Annotated in this window: 12 protein-coding genes; 10 read left to right on the forward strand and 2 right to left on the reverse strand. The window is 65.1% G+C overall.

Features of this window, described 5'->3' with window-relative positions:
* Positions 1 to 95 precede the first annotated feature (95 nt).
* Positions 96 to 1,964, reverse strand: coding sequence for a rhamnogalacturonan lyase (locus BKA25_RS07130; protein WP_069851119.1), 1,869 nt, complete (start codon positions 1,962 to 1,964; stop codon positions 96 to 98).
* A gap of 448 nt (positions 1,965 to 2,412) precedes the next feature.
* A complete protein-coding gene (locus BKA25_RS07135) occupies positions 2,413 to 3,129 on the reverse strand; it encodes a hypothetical protein (RefSeq protein WP_069851117.1) in 717 nt (238 codons plus the stop codon).
* A gap of 109 nt (positions 3,130 to 3,238) precedes the next feature.
* Here BKA25_RS07135 and BKA25_RS07140 point away from each other — a divergent pair, with 109 nt between their 5' ends.
* From BKA25_RS07140 to BKA25_RS07185, 10 genes are all read left to right on the forward strand, one after another.
* Positions 3,239 to 3,457, forward strand: coding sequence for an RNA-binding S4 domain-containing protein (locus tag BKA25_RS07140; RefSeq protein ID WP_069853937.1), 219 nt, complete (start codon positions 3,239 to 3,241; stop codon positions 3,455 to 3,457).
* 171 nt (positions 3,458 to 3,628) lie between these two features.
* Positions 3,629 to 6,250 carry a CRISPR-associated helicase/endonuclease Cas3 gene (locus tag BKA25_RS07145; RefSeq protein ID WP_069851115.1) on the forward strand — a complete coding sequence of 874 codons (2,622 nt, stop codon included), beginning with the start codon at positions 3,629 to 3,631 and terminating at the stop codon, positions 6,248 to 6,250.
* The gene (locus BKA25_RS07150; RefSeq protein ID WP_069851113.1) at positions 6,237 to 6,653 is read left to right on the forward strand and encodes a hypothetical protein; all 417 of its coding nucleotides are present in this window, start codon (positions 6,237 to 6,239) and stop codon (positions 6,651 to 6,653) included. The genes BKA25_RS07145 and BKA25_RS07150 overlap by 14 nt, the downstream gene beginning before the upstream one ends.
* 48 nt (positions 6,654 to 6,701) lie before the next feature.
* Positions 6,702 to 8,336, forward strand: coding sequence for a type I-E CRISPR-associated protein Cse1/CasA (gene casA / locus BKA25_RS07155; protein ID WP_069851111.1), 1,635 nt, complete (start codon positions 6,702 to 6,704; stop codon positions 8,334 to 8,336).
* Between the two features lie 54 nt (positions 8,337 to 8,390).
* A complete protein-coding gene (gene casB / locus BKA25_RS07160; RefSeq protein WP_084643280.1) occupies positions 8,391 to 9,026 on the forward strand; it encodes a type I-E CRISPR-associated protein Cse2/CasB in 636 nt (211 codons plus the stop codon).
* Positions 9,026 to 10,243, forward strand: coding sequence for a type I-E CRISPR-associated protein Cas7/Cse4/CasC (gene cas7e, locus BKA25_RS07165; protein WP_069851109.1), 1,218 nt, complete (start codon positions 9,026 to 9,028; stop codon positions 10,241 to 10,243). Before casB ends, cas7e begins: the two co-directional genes overlap by 1 nt.
* Entirely contained in the window at positions 10,240 to 11,025 is a 786-nt protein-coding gene (gene cas5e, locus BKA25_RS07170; protein ID WP_069851108.1) for a type I-E CRISPR-associated protein Cas5/CasD, read from the forward strand. Before cas7e ends, cas5e begins: the two co-directional genes overlap by 4 nt.
* A gap of 1 nt (position 11,026) precedes the next feature.
* Positions 11,027 to 11,680 carry a type I-E CRISPR-associated protein Cas6/Cse3/CasE gene (gene cas6e / locus BKA25_RS07175; RefSeq protein WP_236750344.1) on the forward strand — a complete coding sequence of 218 codons (654 nt, stop codon included), beginning with the start codon at positions 11,027 to 11,029 and terminating at the stop codon, positions 11,678 to 11,680.
* Between the two features lie 258 nt (positions 11,681 to 11,938).
* Positions 11,939 to 12,127: a DUF397 domain-containing protein gene (locus BKA25_RS07180; protein WP_069851104.1), complete on the forward strand. Its 189-nt coding sequence runs from the start codon at positions 11,939 to 11,941 to the stop codon at positions 12,125 to 12,127.
* Positions 12,128 to 12,635: 508 nt separating this feature from the next.
* Positions 12,636 to 14,783 (forward strand): tetratricopeptide repeat protein, encoded by a 2,148-nt coding sequence (locus tag BKA25_RS07185; protein ID WP_257786123.1) that lies wholly within the window; start codon positions 12,636 to 12,638, stop codon positions 14,781 to 14,783.
* The last annotated feature ends 344 nt before the right edge of the window (positions 14,784 to 15,127 follow it).

Here is a 15,127-nt window from a genome sequence, read left to right on the forward strand (position 1 = left end):
CGGTGCGGGCCTTTCCGATCGGGTGCGGGAAGCGGCGGTGCGGACGCCCGACATCGGCGGAGCGGCCTGCTGGCTCGCTCCGCCGACGTCCTAGATCAAGGGGTGTAGACGTTCGGGCGCGGTGCGGCGCTCATGCCGTCGCCGATGTAGAAGCTCGGGTGCGGCGGTTGGTTGTAGGCCGTATTTTGCCAAGCCAGCGCGACCCGGTACTGGGTGTCGTGCACCAGGGTGGTGATGCGCCGATCGGTCTGGTGCGGCGTGCTGTAGATCCGCAGGGCGCTGCTGTCGGTGGTCGGCCAGATGACTTCCTCTCGCCAGTCGCCGAGAATGTCCCCGGACAGCGACGGTGTGGCCTTGGTGCCGTTGTTCGAGGTGACACCGCTGCCGGTCAGCAACCTGGTGTCCCCGGAGGGGCCGTACTTGTCGATCCGGGTGTCATCGAGCAACTCGCGCACCGGATCGCCATCCCACCAGGCCAGGAAGTTGATCGATGATGGCTTGCGGCCGACGCCCTGACCCTGCGGGTTACGCAGTTCCCCGTCCCGTGCCGACCACGATTCGGCCCCGGGACTGCCCGCCCAGATGTCACCTGAGACGCCCCGGCCGTTGTCGCCGCCCGACGCGGTTCGCCAGAGAATCTCGCCCGTTCGGGCGTCCGCGAGCCAGGAACCCGGTTGGTTGCCGCCCTCGTTGACCTTGAAGTACTCCAGGCCGGGCCTGGATGGGTCGAGGTCTCCCACGTGTCCGGCGTCGCCGTGGCCCGTGCCGTTCACCCATAGGCCCCAACCGTTGTCGTCGATGGCCATCGCGCCGTAGAGGATCTCGTCGCGACCGTCGCCGTCGACATCGGCGATGGACAGGCTGTGGTTGCCCTGACCCTCCCAGGCGGGACCATTGGTCGAGCTGTTGCTGTCGAAGGTCCACCGCCTGGTCAGCGAGCCATTGCGGAAGTCCCAGGCGGCGACGACGGAACGGGTGTAGTAACCGCGCGCCATGATCAGGCTGGGTCGCGTGCCGTCCAGATATGCGGTGCCTGCCAGGAAGCGGTCCACCCGGTTCCCATAGTTGTCACCCCAGCTGGAGACGTTGCCGCGCGGAGGCACATAGTCCACGGTGGACAGTGCGCGACCGGTGGTCCCCTCGAACATGGTGAGGAACTCCGGGCCCGCCAGTACGTAGCCCGAGGAGTTGCGGTGGTCGGCGTTGCCGTTGCCGATCACCGTTCCGGCGCCGTCCCTGGTGCCGTCCGCCGTCTTGGCCGCGACCTCGGCTCGGCCGTCGCCGTCGTAGTCGTACACCTGGAACTGCGTGTAATGCGCACCCGCCCGGATATTGCGTCCGAGGTCGATCCGCCAGAGCTGCTCGCCGGACAGCTTGTAGGCGTCCAGGTACACGTTTCCGGTGTGTCCGGAGTGGGCGTTGTCCTTGGCGTTGCTCGGATCCCACTTCAACACGATCTCGTACTGGCCGTCGCCGTCCAGGTCGCCGATGCTCGCATCATTGGCGGAGTAGCTGTAGTCGCCGCCGCCCGGCGGACGCTGAATCGGGACGTCCAGGTAACCGTTGGCAAACTGCAGCGCTGGTTCCGATGCGGGCTGCTCGGACCCGTTCACCACCGCGCGGACGGTGTAGGTGCTGTTGGCGGCGGCGCCGGAGTCCAGGTAGTTCGTCGAGTTCGTGATCGGCGAGGAGTTGACCAACGTGGAACCCCGGTAGACGTTGAAGCCCACCGAGTCCGGGTCGGTGGCCAGCCAACGCCAGCTCACCAGGTTGTCGTTGTCGGTGCGGACACTGACCACTCCACGATCCAGTGCCTCGACCTGCCTGCCCGTCTGCAGGGGCTGCGGGTCCGGGACCTGCGTGGCGCCGGGCTGTGCTGCGGTTGCGGGGGAGAGTGCGAGGGCGGTCGCGGTCAGCGCGGCCAACGCGGGGAGCACGGTACGACGTAATCGTCGTGGCTGCATGAAAGATCTCCTTTGATCTCGGCGGCCATGGTGCTGGCTGCCCCGGCGGGGTCGGGCGAGAACACACACCGAGAAGACAGCGGTGCGGTTAGGCTCGGGCCTACCGCGGTGCGGGATTCTTCGAGCGGATGTCTAGCGGCGGATTTTCCGCATAATCGGCCAGCTGAATGATTAGCATGCGAACGGCGTGGTTTCGGCCTTTCGGCGGCGATATTGGCCGGAATCGGCGACCGCAGGCGGGCGTGATCCGCTATTCGATTGCGGGATCGACGAGGCGTTCTAGAGCTGAAACCGCAGGTAGAGGCGATGATATTCCGTCGTGTGTGCCGTCGAGCGGACGGTAGAAAAGCGTACTTCTTGTTCGACGATGGCGCGCGGAATCGATTGTTCTAGTCGAATTGTGTCGCGAATCCTCGGCGGCGTTTGCGGGTCGCCCCGGTGTCGTGTTCTACCCGTCCCGTTGTGAACCCGACTGTTCGATTTCGGTGTCGTTCGAGTCGCTCTCCGGGTTGGACTCTCCTCGATGCCGTTCGTCGCCGCCGCGTCGCCGGAAGAAGCCGAAACCGGGGATGCCGAGCACGGCTTTACGAACCTCGTCGGCGACGCTGAGCAACTGGTGGATGTCGGGACCGACCCGGTCGAGGGTGCCCAGGATCGGCAGGATGTCGTCGAGCAGGTGCTCGGTCAAAATCGGCAGCTTGTCGACCAGCCGATTCGCCGCCTCGACCTCCTTGGGTGACAGGTGGTCGACGAACTGGGTCGCCATCGGCGCCAACCGCCGGGCCAGTGGTTCGTACTCGGCCAGCAGCGCCCGAGCCCGCGAGGTCGCGTCCTCGGCCCGGGCGACCACCCCGCTCGCGGTGTCGGTGATGCGGCCTGCGTCGTCGACGGTGCCCGCCGCCACCGTGACGATGTCCGCGGTCCTGTCGAGAGTCGACTCCGCCTCGTCGACGACCAGTCGGGCGCGGGCGAGCAGCACCTCGGTGGCATCGAGCACCAGGCTCACCCGGGACACGAGCATCTCGATGGTCTCCAGCAGGACCACCACCCGCAGCGGCAGCGAGATCAGGGCCGTGACCGACTCGACCGCGTAACCCGTCGCCCGCCCGATGCTCGTGCCGATCCGCTCCGCCACCGCGATCGGAGCAACCCCCCACAGCGCCATCCCGCCACTGTGCACCCGAGCAGGCCCGACGGCGAGCCGGCTCCGGCTGGCCGGTGCAGCGCGGGACTTGCCTGGGCTTGGGCGGGGTGTCCCAGGCAGAATGCGGGTCATGCGCGACGTGGAGATCCAGGACGACAGCATCCGGTTGGGCCAGTTCCTCAAGCTGGCCGACCTCGCCGAGGACGGCGGCGACGCGCGCGAACTGCTGTCGGCGGGCGAGGTGACCGTCAACGGCGAGTCGGAGTCACGGCGTGGGCGCCAGCTCGTCCCCGGCGACGTCGTGGTGGTCGGCGAGGACGGCGCCCGGGTGTACGCGCCGTCGGCGTGAACTGTTTTCGGGAAATGCCCTGATTCAGGTGAGGGGATTTCCTTCGAAAAGTGCGTGCACAATCAACTAAATAGCGCCACCGATCACTCGATCGGGTGATCTTCGCGTTTTCGGGTCGCTATCCCGCAAAACCGGTACGAAGTGTCGGTCGGGGGCTTTAGCTTCCATCCCGTGACAGAGCAACCACCCGATTTCCCGCCGAAGGGGCGAACAGCCGCCGACGGCGATCGCGAGCAGTTGTGGTTGTGGGCCAAAGCCGGCAAGGGCAGCGTCCCGCATCCGCTGATCTGCCATGCGCTGGACACTGCGGCGGTGGCCTACCAGCTGTATCCGGTGCTTCTGGGATCGGCGATCCGTATGGAACTCACCGTGGCCTTCGGTGAGTTCGAAGGCATCGGCGACGCTGAGGAGAACGCTCGCCGATGGGTGGCGGTTCTGTGCGGACTGCACGACCTGGGCAAAGCCTCACCTGCATTTCAAGCACTCCGATACGACTTGATCGAGAAGCTGTATAAGACGGAGCAGAGCAGGCTCCAGACTCTGAAGCGGGTGCGACCCACGGATGGGCCTCGAGTGGACGCTCCACACGGTTGGATCACACACCTCCATCTCGATCGGCTGCTCCGGCTCGCGAAGGCCAGCCCGTCCATCCTCGCGACCGTGGCCCCCGGATTGGCCGGACATCATGGCGTTATCCCCGATGCTGCGCGTCGGAGTGAGACCGCTGGTTATCCCCGCGATCACGGTGGCAAGGTATGGGAACAGATCGCTGATCAGTTGGTCGACCGACTGGTAGAGCTGTGCGGGCTCTCCCATTGGCAGCTGCGGCCTTGGTCTCAGGCCTACCTTGGGTTAGCTGGTGCGATCGGCCTGACCGGCCTTGCCTCGGTCAGCGACTGGATCGCGTCGAACTCGCGCAACTTCCCTTGGGCTGGCGTGGATTTCGAGCTGGTGGAGTACGCGCCGAAAACGGCAGCGCTGGCGCACCAAGCCATCCACGCCATGCGCTGGACGAAGTGGACTCCGCCCGAGGACACCCGTTTCAGTACGTTGTTTCCAGGTACCGAGGATGCCCCGACACCGCCGCGACCGGTGCAGGTTGCGGCGGAACGAATGCTGGCCGATGTCACCGAACCGGGGCTGCTCATCGTCGAGGCCCCTACGGGAGAAGGCAAGACCAAGCTGGGATTCCAGGCGGCTGCCCGGCTGGTGAGCGCGCTCGGGTTGGCCGGCCTGTACCAGGGCATGCCGACGCGGGCCACCGGAGATCAGGCCTTCGAGGAATTCGACGATTTCGCCGCTGGTTATCAAGCCGATCTGCGCGTCCGGCTCCTCCACGGTGCTGCCGATCAGCATCCGAGAATCAAGGAACGGAACCCGCCCACCAAGAAGGGTGAGGCGAAACGTCTCGATCCGGAGGCGATCGTCGATGTGGGACCCGACCACCCCGAAGAGGACATCACCGAGGTGCGGGAATGGTTCGCGGGTAAACGCGGAATCATCGTGCCGGTCGGCATCGGCACGGTCGATCAGATGCTGATGGGCATGATCCGGGCCCGGCATTCGTTCGTTCGGCTCACCGGACTATCGAACAAGGTGCTGATCCTCGATGAGGTACACGGCTACGACATCTACATGTCCACGTTGATCGACTGCCTCATCGAATGGGCGGGCAGGCTCGGCATTCCGATGATCCTGATGTCGGCCACCCTGCCATCCGGCCGCAAAAGCGAGCTGATCCGCGCGTGGCGCGCGGGACGGCTTGGCAGGCCCGTCACCGAGGTGCCCCTGGTATCGACCGCCCAGGTCTACCCCGAATTGACGTGGGCCGATGCGGCGGGAGTTCGGACCTGGAGCGATCTGCCCACCGATCCGGGCGCCAGCCGGGTCTCGCAACGCAACGGCAATCGGATCATCGAGGTGGACCTCAATCCGCTGGCCGGTGATGACGCGGATCAGCGCGCGGAGTGGCTGCTGGACCAGGTCGACCTCGCCCCCTCCGCTCGGCCCATCGGTATCGCCGTGGTGCACAACCTGGTACGCCGAGTCGGCACGACCGCCGCAGCGTTGCGGCGTGCGATCAAGAGGCGAGGCGGCAAACGCCGCTACGACATCGACCTGATCACCATCACCGGCCGGATGTCGGTTGCCGAGCGTGGTAGGGCCAACCAAGCGGTGAAGGACAGCTTCGGTCGAGGCGTGAGCCGATCACGCCCGACCATCGTGATCGGAACCCAGGTTCTCGAGCAGGGGCTCGATGTGAGTTTCGATCTGATGGTCAGTGATCTGGCCCCCATCGACTGCCTGGTGCAACGTGCTGGACGGGTCCTGCGGCACGAGGACCGAGGGGCGGCCCCACTCACGGTACGGCTGGTGATCACGGGTCCGACCTGGAAGGGCGAGCGGCTGGAGTTCCCGCGCTACACGGTGGGGATCTACCCCGCGTTGTTGCTGCTGCGGACGTGGCTGTTGTTGAGGGCATTGCCCACTACCGACTCGGGCCCGGAAGCGGCGACGGGTGATGGTGTGCGGCTCATCCGCTGTCCCGAGGATCTCCGTGGACTTGTCGATCGACTCTATGCCGAGGATTTCGATTTACCGGTCCCGGCGGGCTGGGCGAAGGACTGGGCCAAGGCGAAGGTCGCACTCGACAAGCGGTTCGACGATGACTACCGCGCCCGATCGTTCCGGATCCCCACACCGTCCGATGGAAAAGTCTTCCAGCGCTTGACCAACGATCCGACACGAGCGAACCGAACCCGCAAAGAGGGGCGTCCCGATGACCACCGATGACTCCACCGACGATGCAGGGTACCGAGGTCCTGCCGAACTCCGGCTCATCATCTGCATCGCGTCGGAACCGGCGTCCGATGGCGGCTGGTGGGTGACGCCGTTGGAGGGTGACCTGCCCCTGGCGCTGGATCGCACCGTCGACCTGTCCGAGGAGATGAAGACGGCGCTGCTGAACTCCGAGATCCGTCTGGCGCCGCCGTACGAGTTCCCTGACGTGGTGATCGAGGCTCTGGAGGAACTTCCGCTGCCCGCCGCGTTCGAGGGGGTGGGCTGGCTGGCTTCGCACCGTGCGCTGGTCTTGCACCCCGGCGGCGTCGAGATCGGGGGCGCCCTGTTGCGCTATGAGAAGGGGTTGGGATTGGTCGCCGAAGAGGAGATCGCCGACGGCTACGGCACCGACTGAGGCTGTGTTCTCGTCTGAGTATCGAGGTAAGAAAAGAAGGAACCACAGTTGACCTTTGATCTGATCAGTGAGATATGGTTGCCTGTCGTCACTGAGAATGGCACTACCCGAGAGGTCGGTCTGGCGGAGCTACTCGGCTCTGCGCAAGATTTCCGCAGGCTCGTCGGTTCATCACCGACGATGACCGCCGCGTTGCACCGATTGGTTTTCGCGGTGATGCATCATGTGTTCCGGCCTACCAGCGACGAGGAATGGGCACAACTGTGGCAGCGCCCCGACCTGCGCACCGATGCGGTGACGAAATTCTTCCATGAGGAACGGGACTCCTTCGACCTGTTCCATCCCGACCGGCCGTTTATGCAGAGTAAGAGTCTGGCCGAGGTCGAACCGGCTGGCATCGCACGGCTCGTTCCCTTTCGTGCCAGCGGAAACAACGTCACCCTCTTCGATCACACCACGGCGGCGGACCGGCTTACCTTGACTCCGGCCGAGGCAGCTCGCTGGTTGGTGACCTTGCAGTGCTATGACCCAGGCGGCATGAAATCCGGGGCTTATCGAAATGCGCCGAGGTCCTCGAAACGTGCGCCCATCAACGACTTTGGCTGCGTTGTGGTGGAGGGCGGAACCCTGAAGGAGACTCTGCTGCTCAACCTTCTGCGCTACGACCCGGCGCGCGACGAACCCTCGATGACCGGCGTCGACGATCGACCGAATTGGCAGGACCCCGGATCGACGGCAGCAACTCCCAACGCGCGCACGCCTCGTGGTTGGCTGGACCTGTTGACGTGGCCATCGCGGCGGGTGTTGTTGCGTGCCAGCACCGAGCAGTCGGATGCCGAGTCGGGGCATCCGTTGGTCGACGGCGTGGTGATCACGCCGGGCACGGAGTTGCGCCCGGTCGCCGAGGACCACGAGCACGACTGGATGGCAGCCCTGCGTATCCCGATCACCAAGGGACCTAGGAAGACCGGCAAGAAGAAGCCGATCATGCCACCTCGGGTCCCGGTGCGGTTGGAAGAGCAGCGCGGTGTCTGGCGGCACGCCGAAGAATTGCTGTTGGGCGCCCAACAGCACAACGATCAGAGCAGACGACGTCGTCCCGCCGCATTGGACCAGATCGCCGAGCGAGCAGAGCACAACCTGATTCCCGCTGATGCTGTTTTCACACTTCGCGTCTATGGCCAGCAACTCGACGACAAGCAGGCCATCGTGCACAACTGGCAGGAGGAGTCGGTCCCCGCTCCGGTGGCCCTCCTGCGGGAGAAGTCCGCGCGATTGCGACTCAGTCGGGTGGTAGGGCTCTCATGCAGGTTGGCGGATGATGTGGGCTTCCTGGTGCGTCAGCTGGACCGGGGGTACCGGGCGGATTTCAACGCTTCGCCGCCGCCAACGCTGGAAGTGTCCTACTGGCCGCACCTGACCGCGCCATTCCACACCTTCGTCCGTGACTTGGGCAAGGCGATGGAGATGGAGAACAACGGGGCGGGCGAGAAGGCGGCGGTTGACAAATGGGGCCGTGCGGTACGTGGTATCGCCGCTGACGCTGCGGACCGCTGGGTGTTCGGCGCAGCGCGATCCAGTGCTCGGGCGCTGTCGATGGCCGGGAAACACGACATCGTGTTCCGTGCGGAGCTCAGCCGAGTGCTCAAGCTGTTTAGTGACGAAGTCGATCGGTCGTTGTAGCCGTTTGATCCGCCACCCGATCCGCCCAAACCACCCTGACGAGGAAGATGACCAGTGAGTACGGATTCGATCGGTATCCGGCCATCCAGCAGTCGGAAAGAATTCACCAATTCTCTCTATTTGTTGTATTTCAAGCTGAACAGCGGAAACGACCATCTGGTGTCGGATGCACGGCGGGTGCTCGCGGCGTTGCGGCGAAGCTTGACCGGCCCCGAGCAGGCATCTGCTGCGTACCAGTTGGTCTTCGATGCGAAACCCGCCGAAAAGGACGAGGAGGCATTCCTTCTTGTCGGCGGACTGTTCGGTATCCATCCGCAGCCGCGAATGTCCAGTGCCTATAAGGCTCGGCGCACGCTGGGTGCTGCCATGCGCAGCCTCAATGCCGAGAAATATGGCACGGCAGATCGACGCTTCGAGCAACTGTTGGGAATGAACCGGCGCAACCTTCCGCACTATCTTCGCCAGACGGTGCGATTGTTGAGTACCAAGAAGGTTTCGCTCGACTATGGACTGCTCTTGGACGACGTGATCGTCCTGCTGGGTGAGCGCACCGATGAGGCGGAGCGACGCCGAGTTCGCCTCGCCTGGGCCCGTGACTATCACCGACGCCCGAGCAACACGGCCGACGGAGAGTCGGACGAGTCCCCCGCTGGCGAGCCCACCACTGACTCTAGCGACACGGAGAACTGATGATCATCGAACTGCACCTGCTTCAGTCCTTCCCGGTGAGCAATCTCAATCGGGACGACATGGGCCAACCCAAGACGGCCACCTTCGGGGGTGTCCCGAGGGGGCGGATCTCCAGCCAGTGCTTGAAGCGTTCCGCGCGGCAGCTTTTCGGAAAGAACGGGCTGCGGGAGGACGAGACCGGGGTTCGAACCAAGAGGCTGTTGCACCAGGCGGCGGTGACGTTCGTGGAGAAGGGTTATACGGAAGAGGATGCCAGGCTGATCGTGGAGGAGGGTTTGGCGACGTTGGGCTTCGGCATCGACCGCAGCACCCAGCTCACCGAGTATCTGCTTTTCGTCGGGCGCGAGGCGTCGAGTTTCTTGGCGCAGTACTGCATCGACAGGCAATCGGAACTGGAGGTGAAGGTCACGGAGCGAAAAGACGCCGCCGCGAAAGCAACGCAGAAGAAGACCACAGCCAAGGACGGCGCGAAACCGGCTGTCAAGGCCGCGAAGACCAAACCGTCCAAGGAGCAGGTCGCCGCAGCATCCCACATCCTCGACGCCCGCAAGGTTGCCGACATCGCCCTGTTCGGCCGGATGATCGCCGACAACAAGGGGTTCAACGTCGACGCGGCATCCCAGGTCGCCCATGCCATCTCGACCCACGCCGTGGCCACCGAGTTCGACTACTACACCGCCGTCGACGACGAGAAGCCCGAGGACTCCGCAGGCGCGGACATGATCGGCACCGTCGACTTCAACTCGGCCTGCTATTACCGCTACGCCAACGTGGACCTCGGCCAGCTGCTCAAGAATCTGGACGGCGACGCCGACCTGCTGGCCCGTACCGCGAGCGCCTGGCTGCATGCCTTCGTGCAGGCCCGGCCCAGCGGCAAGCAGAACTCGATGGCCGCATTGACCATGCCGCACACCATGCTCGGCGTGGTCCGAGACGCCGGAAGTTGGAATCTGGCCAACGCGTTCCTCAAGCCAGTGGACAGCCTCGACGTGATGACCGATTCCACCGAACTGCTGCTGCGGCACTTCGACTCGCTGCGCAGCTTCTACGGCGATGCGGGCATCCAGTCGGTCACCGCCGCGACGGTATCCGGCGACCTCCCGCACATCGATCCCGCCGAGGCCGTCCCGAGCATGGCCGAGTTCGCGAACCGGGTGCTGACGACGGCGGGCGTCGCGAGCCGAGAGCAGGACCCGACGGCGGTTCCGGCGCCGTGACCCTCTCATTGGCGCTGTGTTTCGACGCCCCCATGCAGTCGTGGGGCACCCGGTCCGCACACATTAAACGGGACACCGCCAGGGAACCGACGAAGTCCGGGGTGGTCGGCCTGCTGGCCAGCGCGTTGGGGGTGAGCCGCGACGACGACGAGAAGGTCGCCGCGCTCGCCGAGCTGAAGCTTGGGGTTCGTGTGGATCGGGAAGGCCTGGTGGAGGTCGACTACCAGACCGCGCAGAACGTCCCGAATACGGCAGGTGGTGGGCATCGGACGGTGGTTAGCCATCGGTACTACCTGTCGGATGCGCTGTTCCTCGTCGTCCTGGGCGCGTCGACATTGCGGCAGGAAGCATTGTTGCGGCGGGTGGAGATCGCGCTGCGGGTGCCAGAGTGGCCGCTCTACTTCGGACGCAAGGCGTTCGTACCTGCTCGGCCGCTGTTGCGGGATGCGAGTTCGGACGCGTTGTCGGGTTGGGGGCTGTCGGATCGGCCGGTCTGCGAGGTGCTGCACGCCCATCCCTGGCTGGAGACCGGACCGAGTCGTGAGGCCGTCGCCCGACGCTTCCGGGGCAGCCGTGAACCCATCCCACCGCCGCCGTTGAGAGCGGTGCAGGACTGCGCGACCACCGACCAGCGGGCGGAGATCCGCCCCGACCACCCGCTGTCGTTCCGGCGGGGAAACCGGCGCTTCGCCAGCCGTAGCTTCAAGACCATCGACATCGAGTTCACCGAGGAACTGCTCATGGCGGGAGGCGCTCGTGTTCCTGAGCAGATTGACTGTTGACGTGACCTCGCGGAGCTTCCGCCGGGACTTGGCCAACGTCCACGAGATGCATCGCACCGTGATGTCGGCCTACCCGGACATCACGGCGGACACCCCTGCCCGCGCGCACTGCGGGGTGCTGTGGCGGCTCGACGAGCGGGAACGCGGTTTCGTGATCTTCGTGCAGAGCCGAGTGGAACCGAAATGGGCGGGCCTGCCGGATGGCTACGTCATCAAAGAACCGGAGGTCGGACCCTTGGAGCCGTACCTCCCGACGATCGAGCCCGGCCGCAAACTCGGATTTCGATTGGTGGCCAATCCGACCCGTGCGGTCTTCCCGGAAGGATCGGTGCCGGGCAATCGGGGCCGGGGCAAGCCGGTGCCGGTCAGGATGCCCGCTGAACAGCTGGACTGGTTGGCGCGCAAGGGCGAGCAGCACGGTTTCGTGCTGCCGCTAGGCAGGAATGGGGAGGCCGATATCGCACCCGCACCTCGTCCGAAGCTGACCGGCCGATCGGACAAGAACACGATCACGGTCGAGCCGGTCCGCTTCGACGGTCATCTCGTCGTGACCGACGCCGATTCGATGCGGGCAGCGGTGTTCGAGGGGATCGGCCGCGCCAAGTCCTATGGCTGCGGTCTGCTCAGCCTCCGGCCGGTCCGCGCGACGACGTGAAGAACGCGGGCCGTCCGAATCGCAAGCCCCGGTCGGACGGCCCGCGCTGCGCATCCTCAGGTCTCCAGGCTTCGATCGAAGTGGATGTAAAACCGGTTACCCGTCGGTAGAACACCAGGTCAGGAAGTGTCTTCCCCGCGCCCCCGAATCGTCCCGTCACCGACGCCCCTGTCCACCAGAAAACGGAGCACCCGATGAACCCAATGGCCGATAATTCAGCCTGCGGCGGAGGTTTGAATCGGACGAAGGAGCGAGGAGATGGCAACTCCGAACTATCCGACGTGGCGAAAGACGAGTCGGAGCAACGGCCAGGGCGGCGAATGCATCGAGATCGGTTCGGCCCCGGGCTGGGTCGGCATCCGCGATACCAAGAACCGTGACGGTGGGACCTTAGTGGTCGATCGTGCCGTGTTCGGTGCCTTCCTTGCTGCGGTGAAGAGACACTGAGTCATCGGGCCGCCGCCCCGTTCCGGTTCGCTGAGTCTGGGGCGCTGGCCTGGTGCTCGACGACCGGTGCCCGCGGTTGTGAGCTTTGGTGGTCAGTGCACTCGACCCCACAGGCTCGCCCTGGTCGCATCGCTACCGCCTCGGAGGCGCGTAGTTCCCAAGCGGTCGCGAACTGGCTGCTGGCCAATCCGCCGCACGCGACGCGACCGCCGGGTTCGGTACTGGGGGGCGGGGGGAGCGCAGTGGCGGAAAAACCGGTGCCGCTTCGGCAGCCCGCCGAACCGACCGAATCGCTCGCTTGGCGGCGCGAGCGACATGGCATCGTGGGCATGCACCGGCTTCTTACGTCGAAACAGATGTCGAACTGCATCGGAACGAGTGGGATCGAGGCAACAAGCCCCCGGAAACGGAGAAGCTGCGGCAAGGTGGGCGTCACGGCGTTGCGCCGTGGCGGGGGTGGTGGGACATGGAGGAGGATCACAACGGGGCCGCTTCGGGGTGCGGCAACATGGTCGCTGGTGCGCTCACGGGGCAAGCGGTACAGGCGGGGCTGATCCGCGGCGACATCCACTTTCATTCGAGCGTTGGCGCCGCACCGTACCCGCCTCCCCGGCAGGTTCCGCATTCGTCCGGCCATTTCACTGGGCGAGTGGCCGAAATCGACCTATTGAATGCTCTACGAACAGATCACCAGACGCGCAGGCTGGTCCTCGCGATGTCAGGGCTCGGTGGGGTGGGAAAGTCGACGTTGGCGAGACGCTGGCTGCACCAGATCTGGCCGCATACTGGAGATGGGCAGTTCTATGCAGAGCTCGGTGGATTCAGCGGCGGCAGCCCGGCATCCCCGACCAAAGTCCTCGCGGGCTTCCTACGTTCGATGGGCGTGGGCGAGGAGCAGATCCCCGCAGACCTAGCGGATCGAGCCGCGCTGTTCCGGACGTTGACGGCCGATAAGGCCGTTGCAGTGTTGTTGGACGACGCGGCCACAGCCGCCCAGGTCCGCCCGCTGCTTCCGTCGTCTTCCCGCAGCGTGGTCGTTGTGACCAGCAGGATGAGGCTCGTCGGGTTGAGCCTGGAAGGCTGCAGATTCGTCGAGCTGAGACCCTTGGACGAGTCGAGTTCGGTGGAGTTGCTCACCAACATCGTCGGCGCGCAGCGAACCGACGCCGAGCCGGCTGTCACCACTGCGTTGGCGCGACAGTGTGCCGGTCTTCCCGTTGCATTGTCGGTGGCGGGCGCCCGATTGGCGGCACGTCCTCGACAACCGATTAGAAGATTGGTAGCGGAGCTGTCTTCGAGTGATAAGCGGCTGTCCCGCCTAGCAGTGGATGCGATGTCGGTCGACGCGGTCTTCGATCTGTCGTATCGGAACCTCGAACCCGAGGTAGCCGAGGTATACCGATTGGTGGGCTGGCATCCGGGGCGGGAGTATGGCGCCGCCGTGATAGCCGCTGTGGCAGGTCTACCGGTGGACGTGGTCGAGGAGTTGCTCGCTGGCCTCGCCGAAGCATCGATGCTCGAGGAGCCGGCCGAAGGTCGATTTCGACAGCATGACCTCCTTCGGCTGCACGCGGCAGCACAATGCGACCATGCCAGGGGTGTGCAATGGGTACGCGCTATGGCGGAGTACTACCTACGGCGGGCAGTAGGCGCTGACCTAGTGGTTGTGCCGCTTCGGCCGAGGGTGGGTCCGGTCTACGCCACTGCGCGATCGGCGCCGCCCGCATTCGACTCCGCTGCCGCAGCGCTGGGTTGGCTCAGGCTCGAACGAGAGAATCTGTCCGTCGTATTGGAACAAGCCGTCCAACATGAGTGGTTCGAGTTGGCCTGGCAATTGAGCGAGTCTTTGTGGGGGCTGTTCCTGCACTCGCGTCGTGCCGAGGAATCACTGGCGGCGATCAGGCTGGGGATCGACGCTGCACGCAGATGTGGCCATGTCTTGGGCGAGGCCACCTTGATGGGGCAGGAAGTGTTCGTCCTTCTTGAGATCGGCTCGACGGACGCAGCCCTCCAGTCCGGTACCGAGGCGTTGACGCTCGCCCATCGGGTGGGCGATCGGCAGCTCGAAGCCAGCGCCCTCGCCCATCTCGGCGAAGCTGCTCGGAAGCGTTGCCATTTCACCGACGCGCTGGATTATCTACGTCGTTCTCTGGACTTGGAGGAAGGCCCCGGTGCTACCCGAGGCGCAGCATTTCGTCACCGTTCGATCGCGCGAGTCCTGCTCGACCTGGACCGCGTCGACGAGGCGATCGAGGAGTTCGAATGTGCCCGTCGGTTGCTGACAGCGATCCCTGATCAGGTAGGCGCGGCTCGGATAGCGATGTTTCTCGGCGGTGCCCGCTTGCGTGCAGGTCGCCCAACCGAGGCCGAGTCAGCGTTGGCCGAGGCATTGACGGTGATGGAGTCGGGCGGTTCACCGTTCTATCAAGCCGAGGCACACCGGGGCCTTGGCGAGGTCGCCGAGTACCGAGGTGACCAAGCCAAGGCCGAGCACCACTACCGGCGCGCCCTTGATCTGTATGGCGGGGCTCGGATGTCACCGAAGTCGGAGATCGTGCAGGCCGCTCTGGAACGACTTCGGGTCGCCGATATCGACGCAGTGGGCGAGTCTCCCGGCCCGGACACACCGGGTAGCAGTCCTACCGACATCCTGTGATCCTGTGGCCATCGGTATGGCAGAGGCCAACCGCGCCAACGGATGCCCTTGCACCACCCAGGTGAACGCGGCCGCCGCCCACCACCGGACCGGGCATTCGTCGATCCCGTCCCCTTCGAACGGGATGTCGACGTGGATCGGCTCGCCGACCGCTGCACCGATGCTCAAATGCCGGTCGATTCCAGCAACGACCGCCATGCCTGCCCCGACATGGACAGCCAACATTTCGTCTACTCGCTGAGCGGGTGCTTCCTGCGGTCTGGTGTCGATCAGAACGTCAACAGATTCCACGTCGGAGTTCGATAACCGTCCGACATCGCCCAGTAAGAAGGTGGCGGGAGGCA

Source organism: Actinoalloteichus hymeniacidonis, from assembly GCF_014203365.1.
Lineage (GTDB): Bacteria > Actinomycetota > Actinomycetes > Mycobacteriales > Pseudonocardiaceae > Actinoalloteichus_A > Actinoalloteichus_A hymeniacidonis.

Bases quoted from the DNA above. Each gene is read 5' to 3' on its own strand.
- BKA25_RS07130 (WP_069851119.1), bottom strand. From the start codon at position 1,964: ATGCAGCCACGACGATTACGTCGTACCGTGCTCCCCGCGTTGGCCGCG.
- BKA25_RS07135 (WP_069851117.1), bottom strand. From the start codon at position 3,129: ATGGCGCTGTGGGGGGTTGCTCCGATCGCGGTGGCGGAGCGGATCGGC.
- BKA25_RS07140 (WP_069853937.1), top strand. From the start codon at position 3,239: ATGCGCGACGTGGAGATCCAGGACGACAGCATCCGGTTGGGCCAGTTC.
- BKA25_RS07150 (WP_069851113.1), top strand. From the start codon at position 6,237: ATGACCACCGATGACTCCACCGACGATGCAGGGTACCGAGGTCCTGCC.
- cas7e (WP_069851109.1), top strand. From the start codon at position 9,026: ATGATCATCGAACTGCACCTGCTTCAGTCCTTCCCGGTGAGCAATCTC.
- BKA25_RS07180 (WP_069851104.1), top strand. From the start codon at position 11,939: ATGGCAACTCCGAACTATCCGACGTGGCGAAAGACGAGTCGGAGCAAC.
- BKA25_RS07185 (WP_257786123.1), top strand. From the start codon at position 12,636: ATGGTCGCTGGTGCGCTCACGGGGCAAGCGGTACAGGCGGGGCTGATC.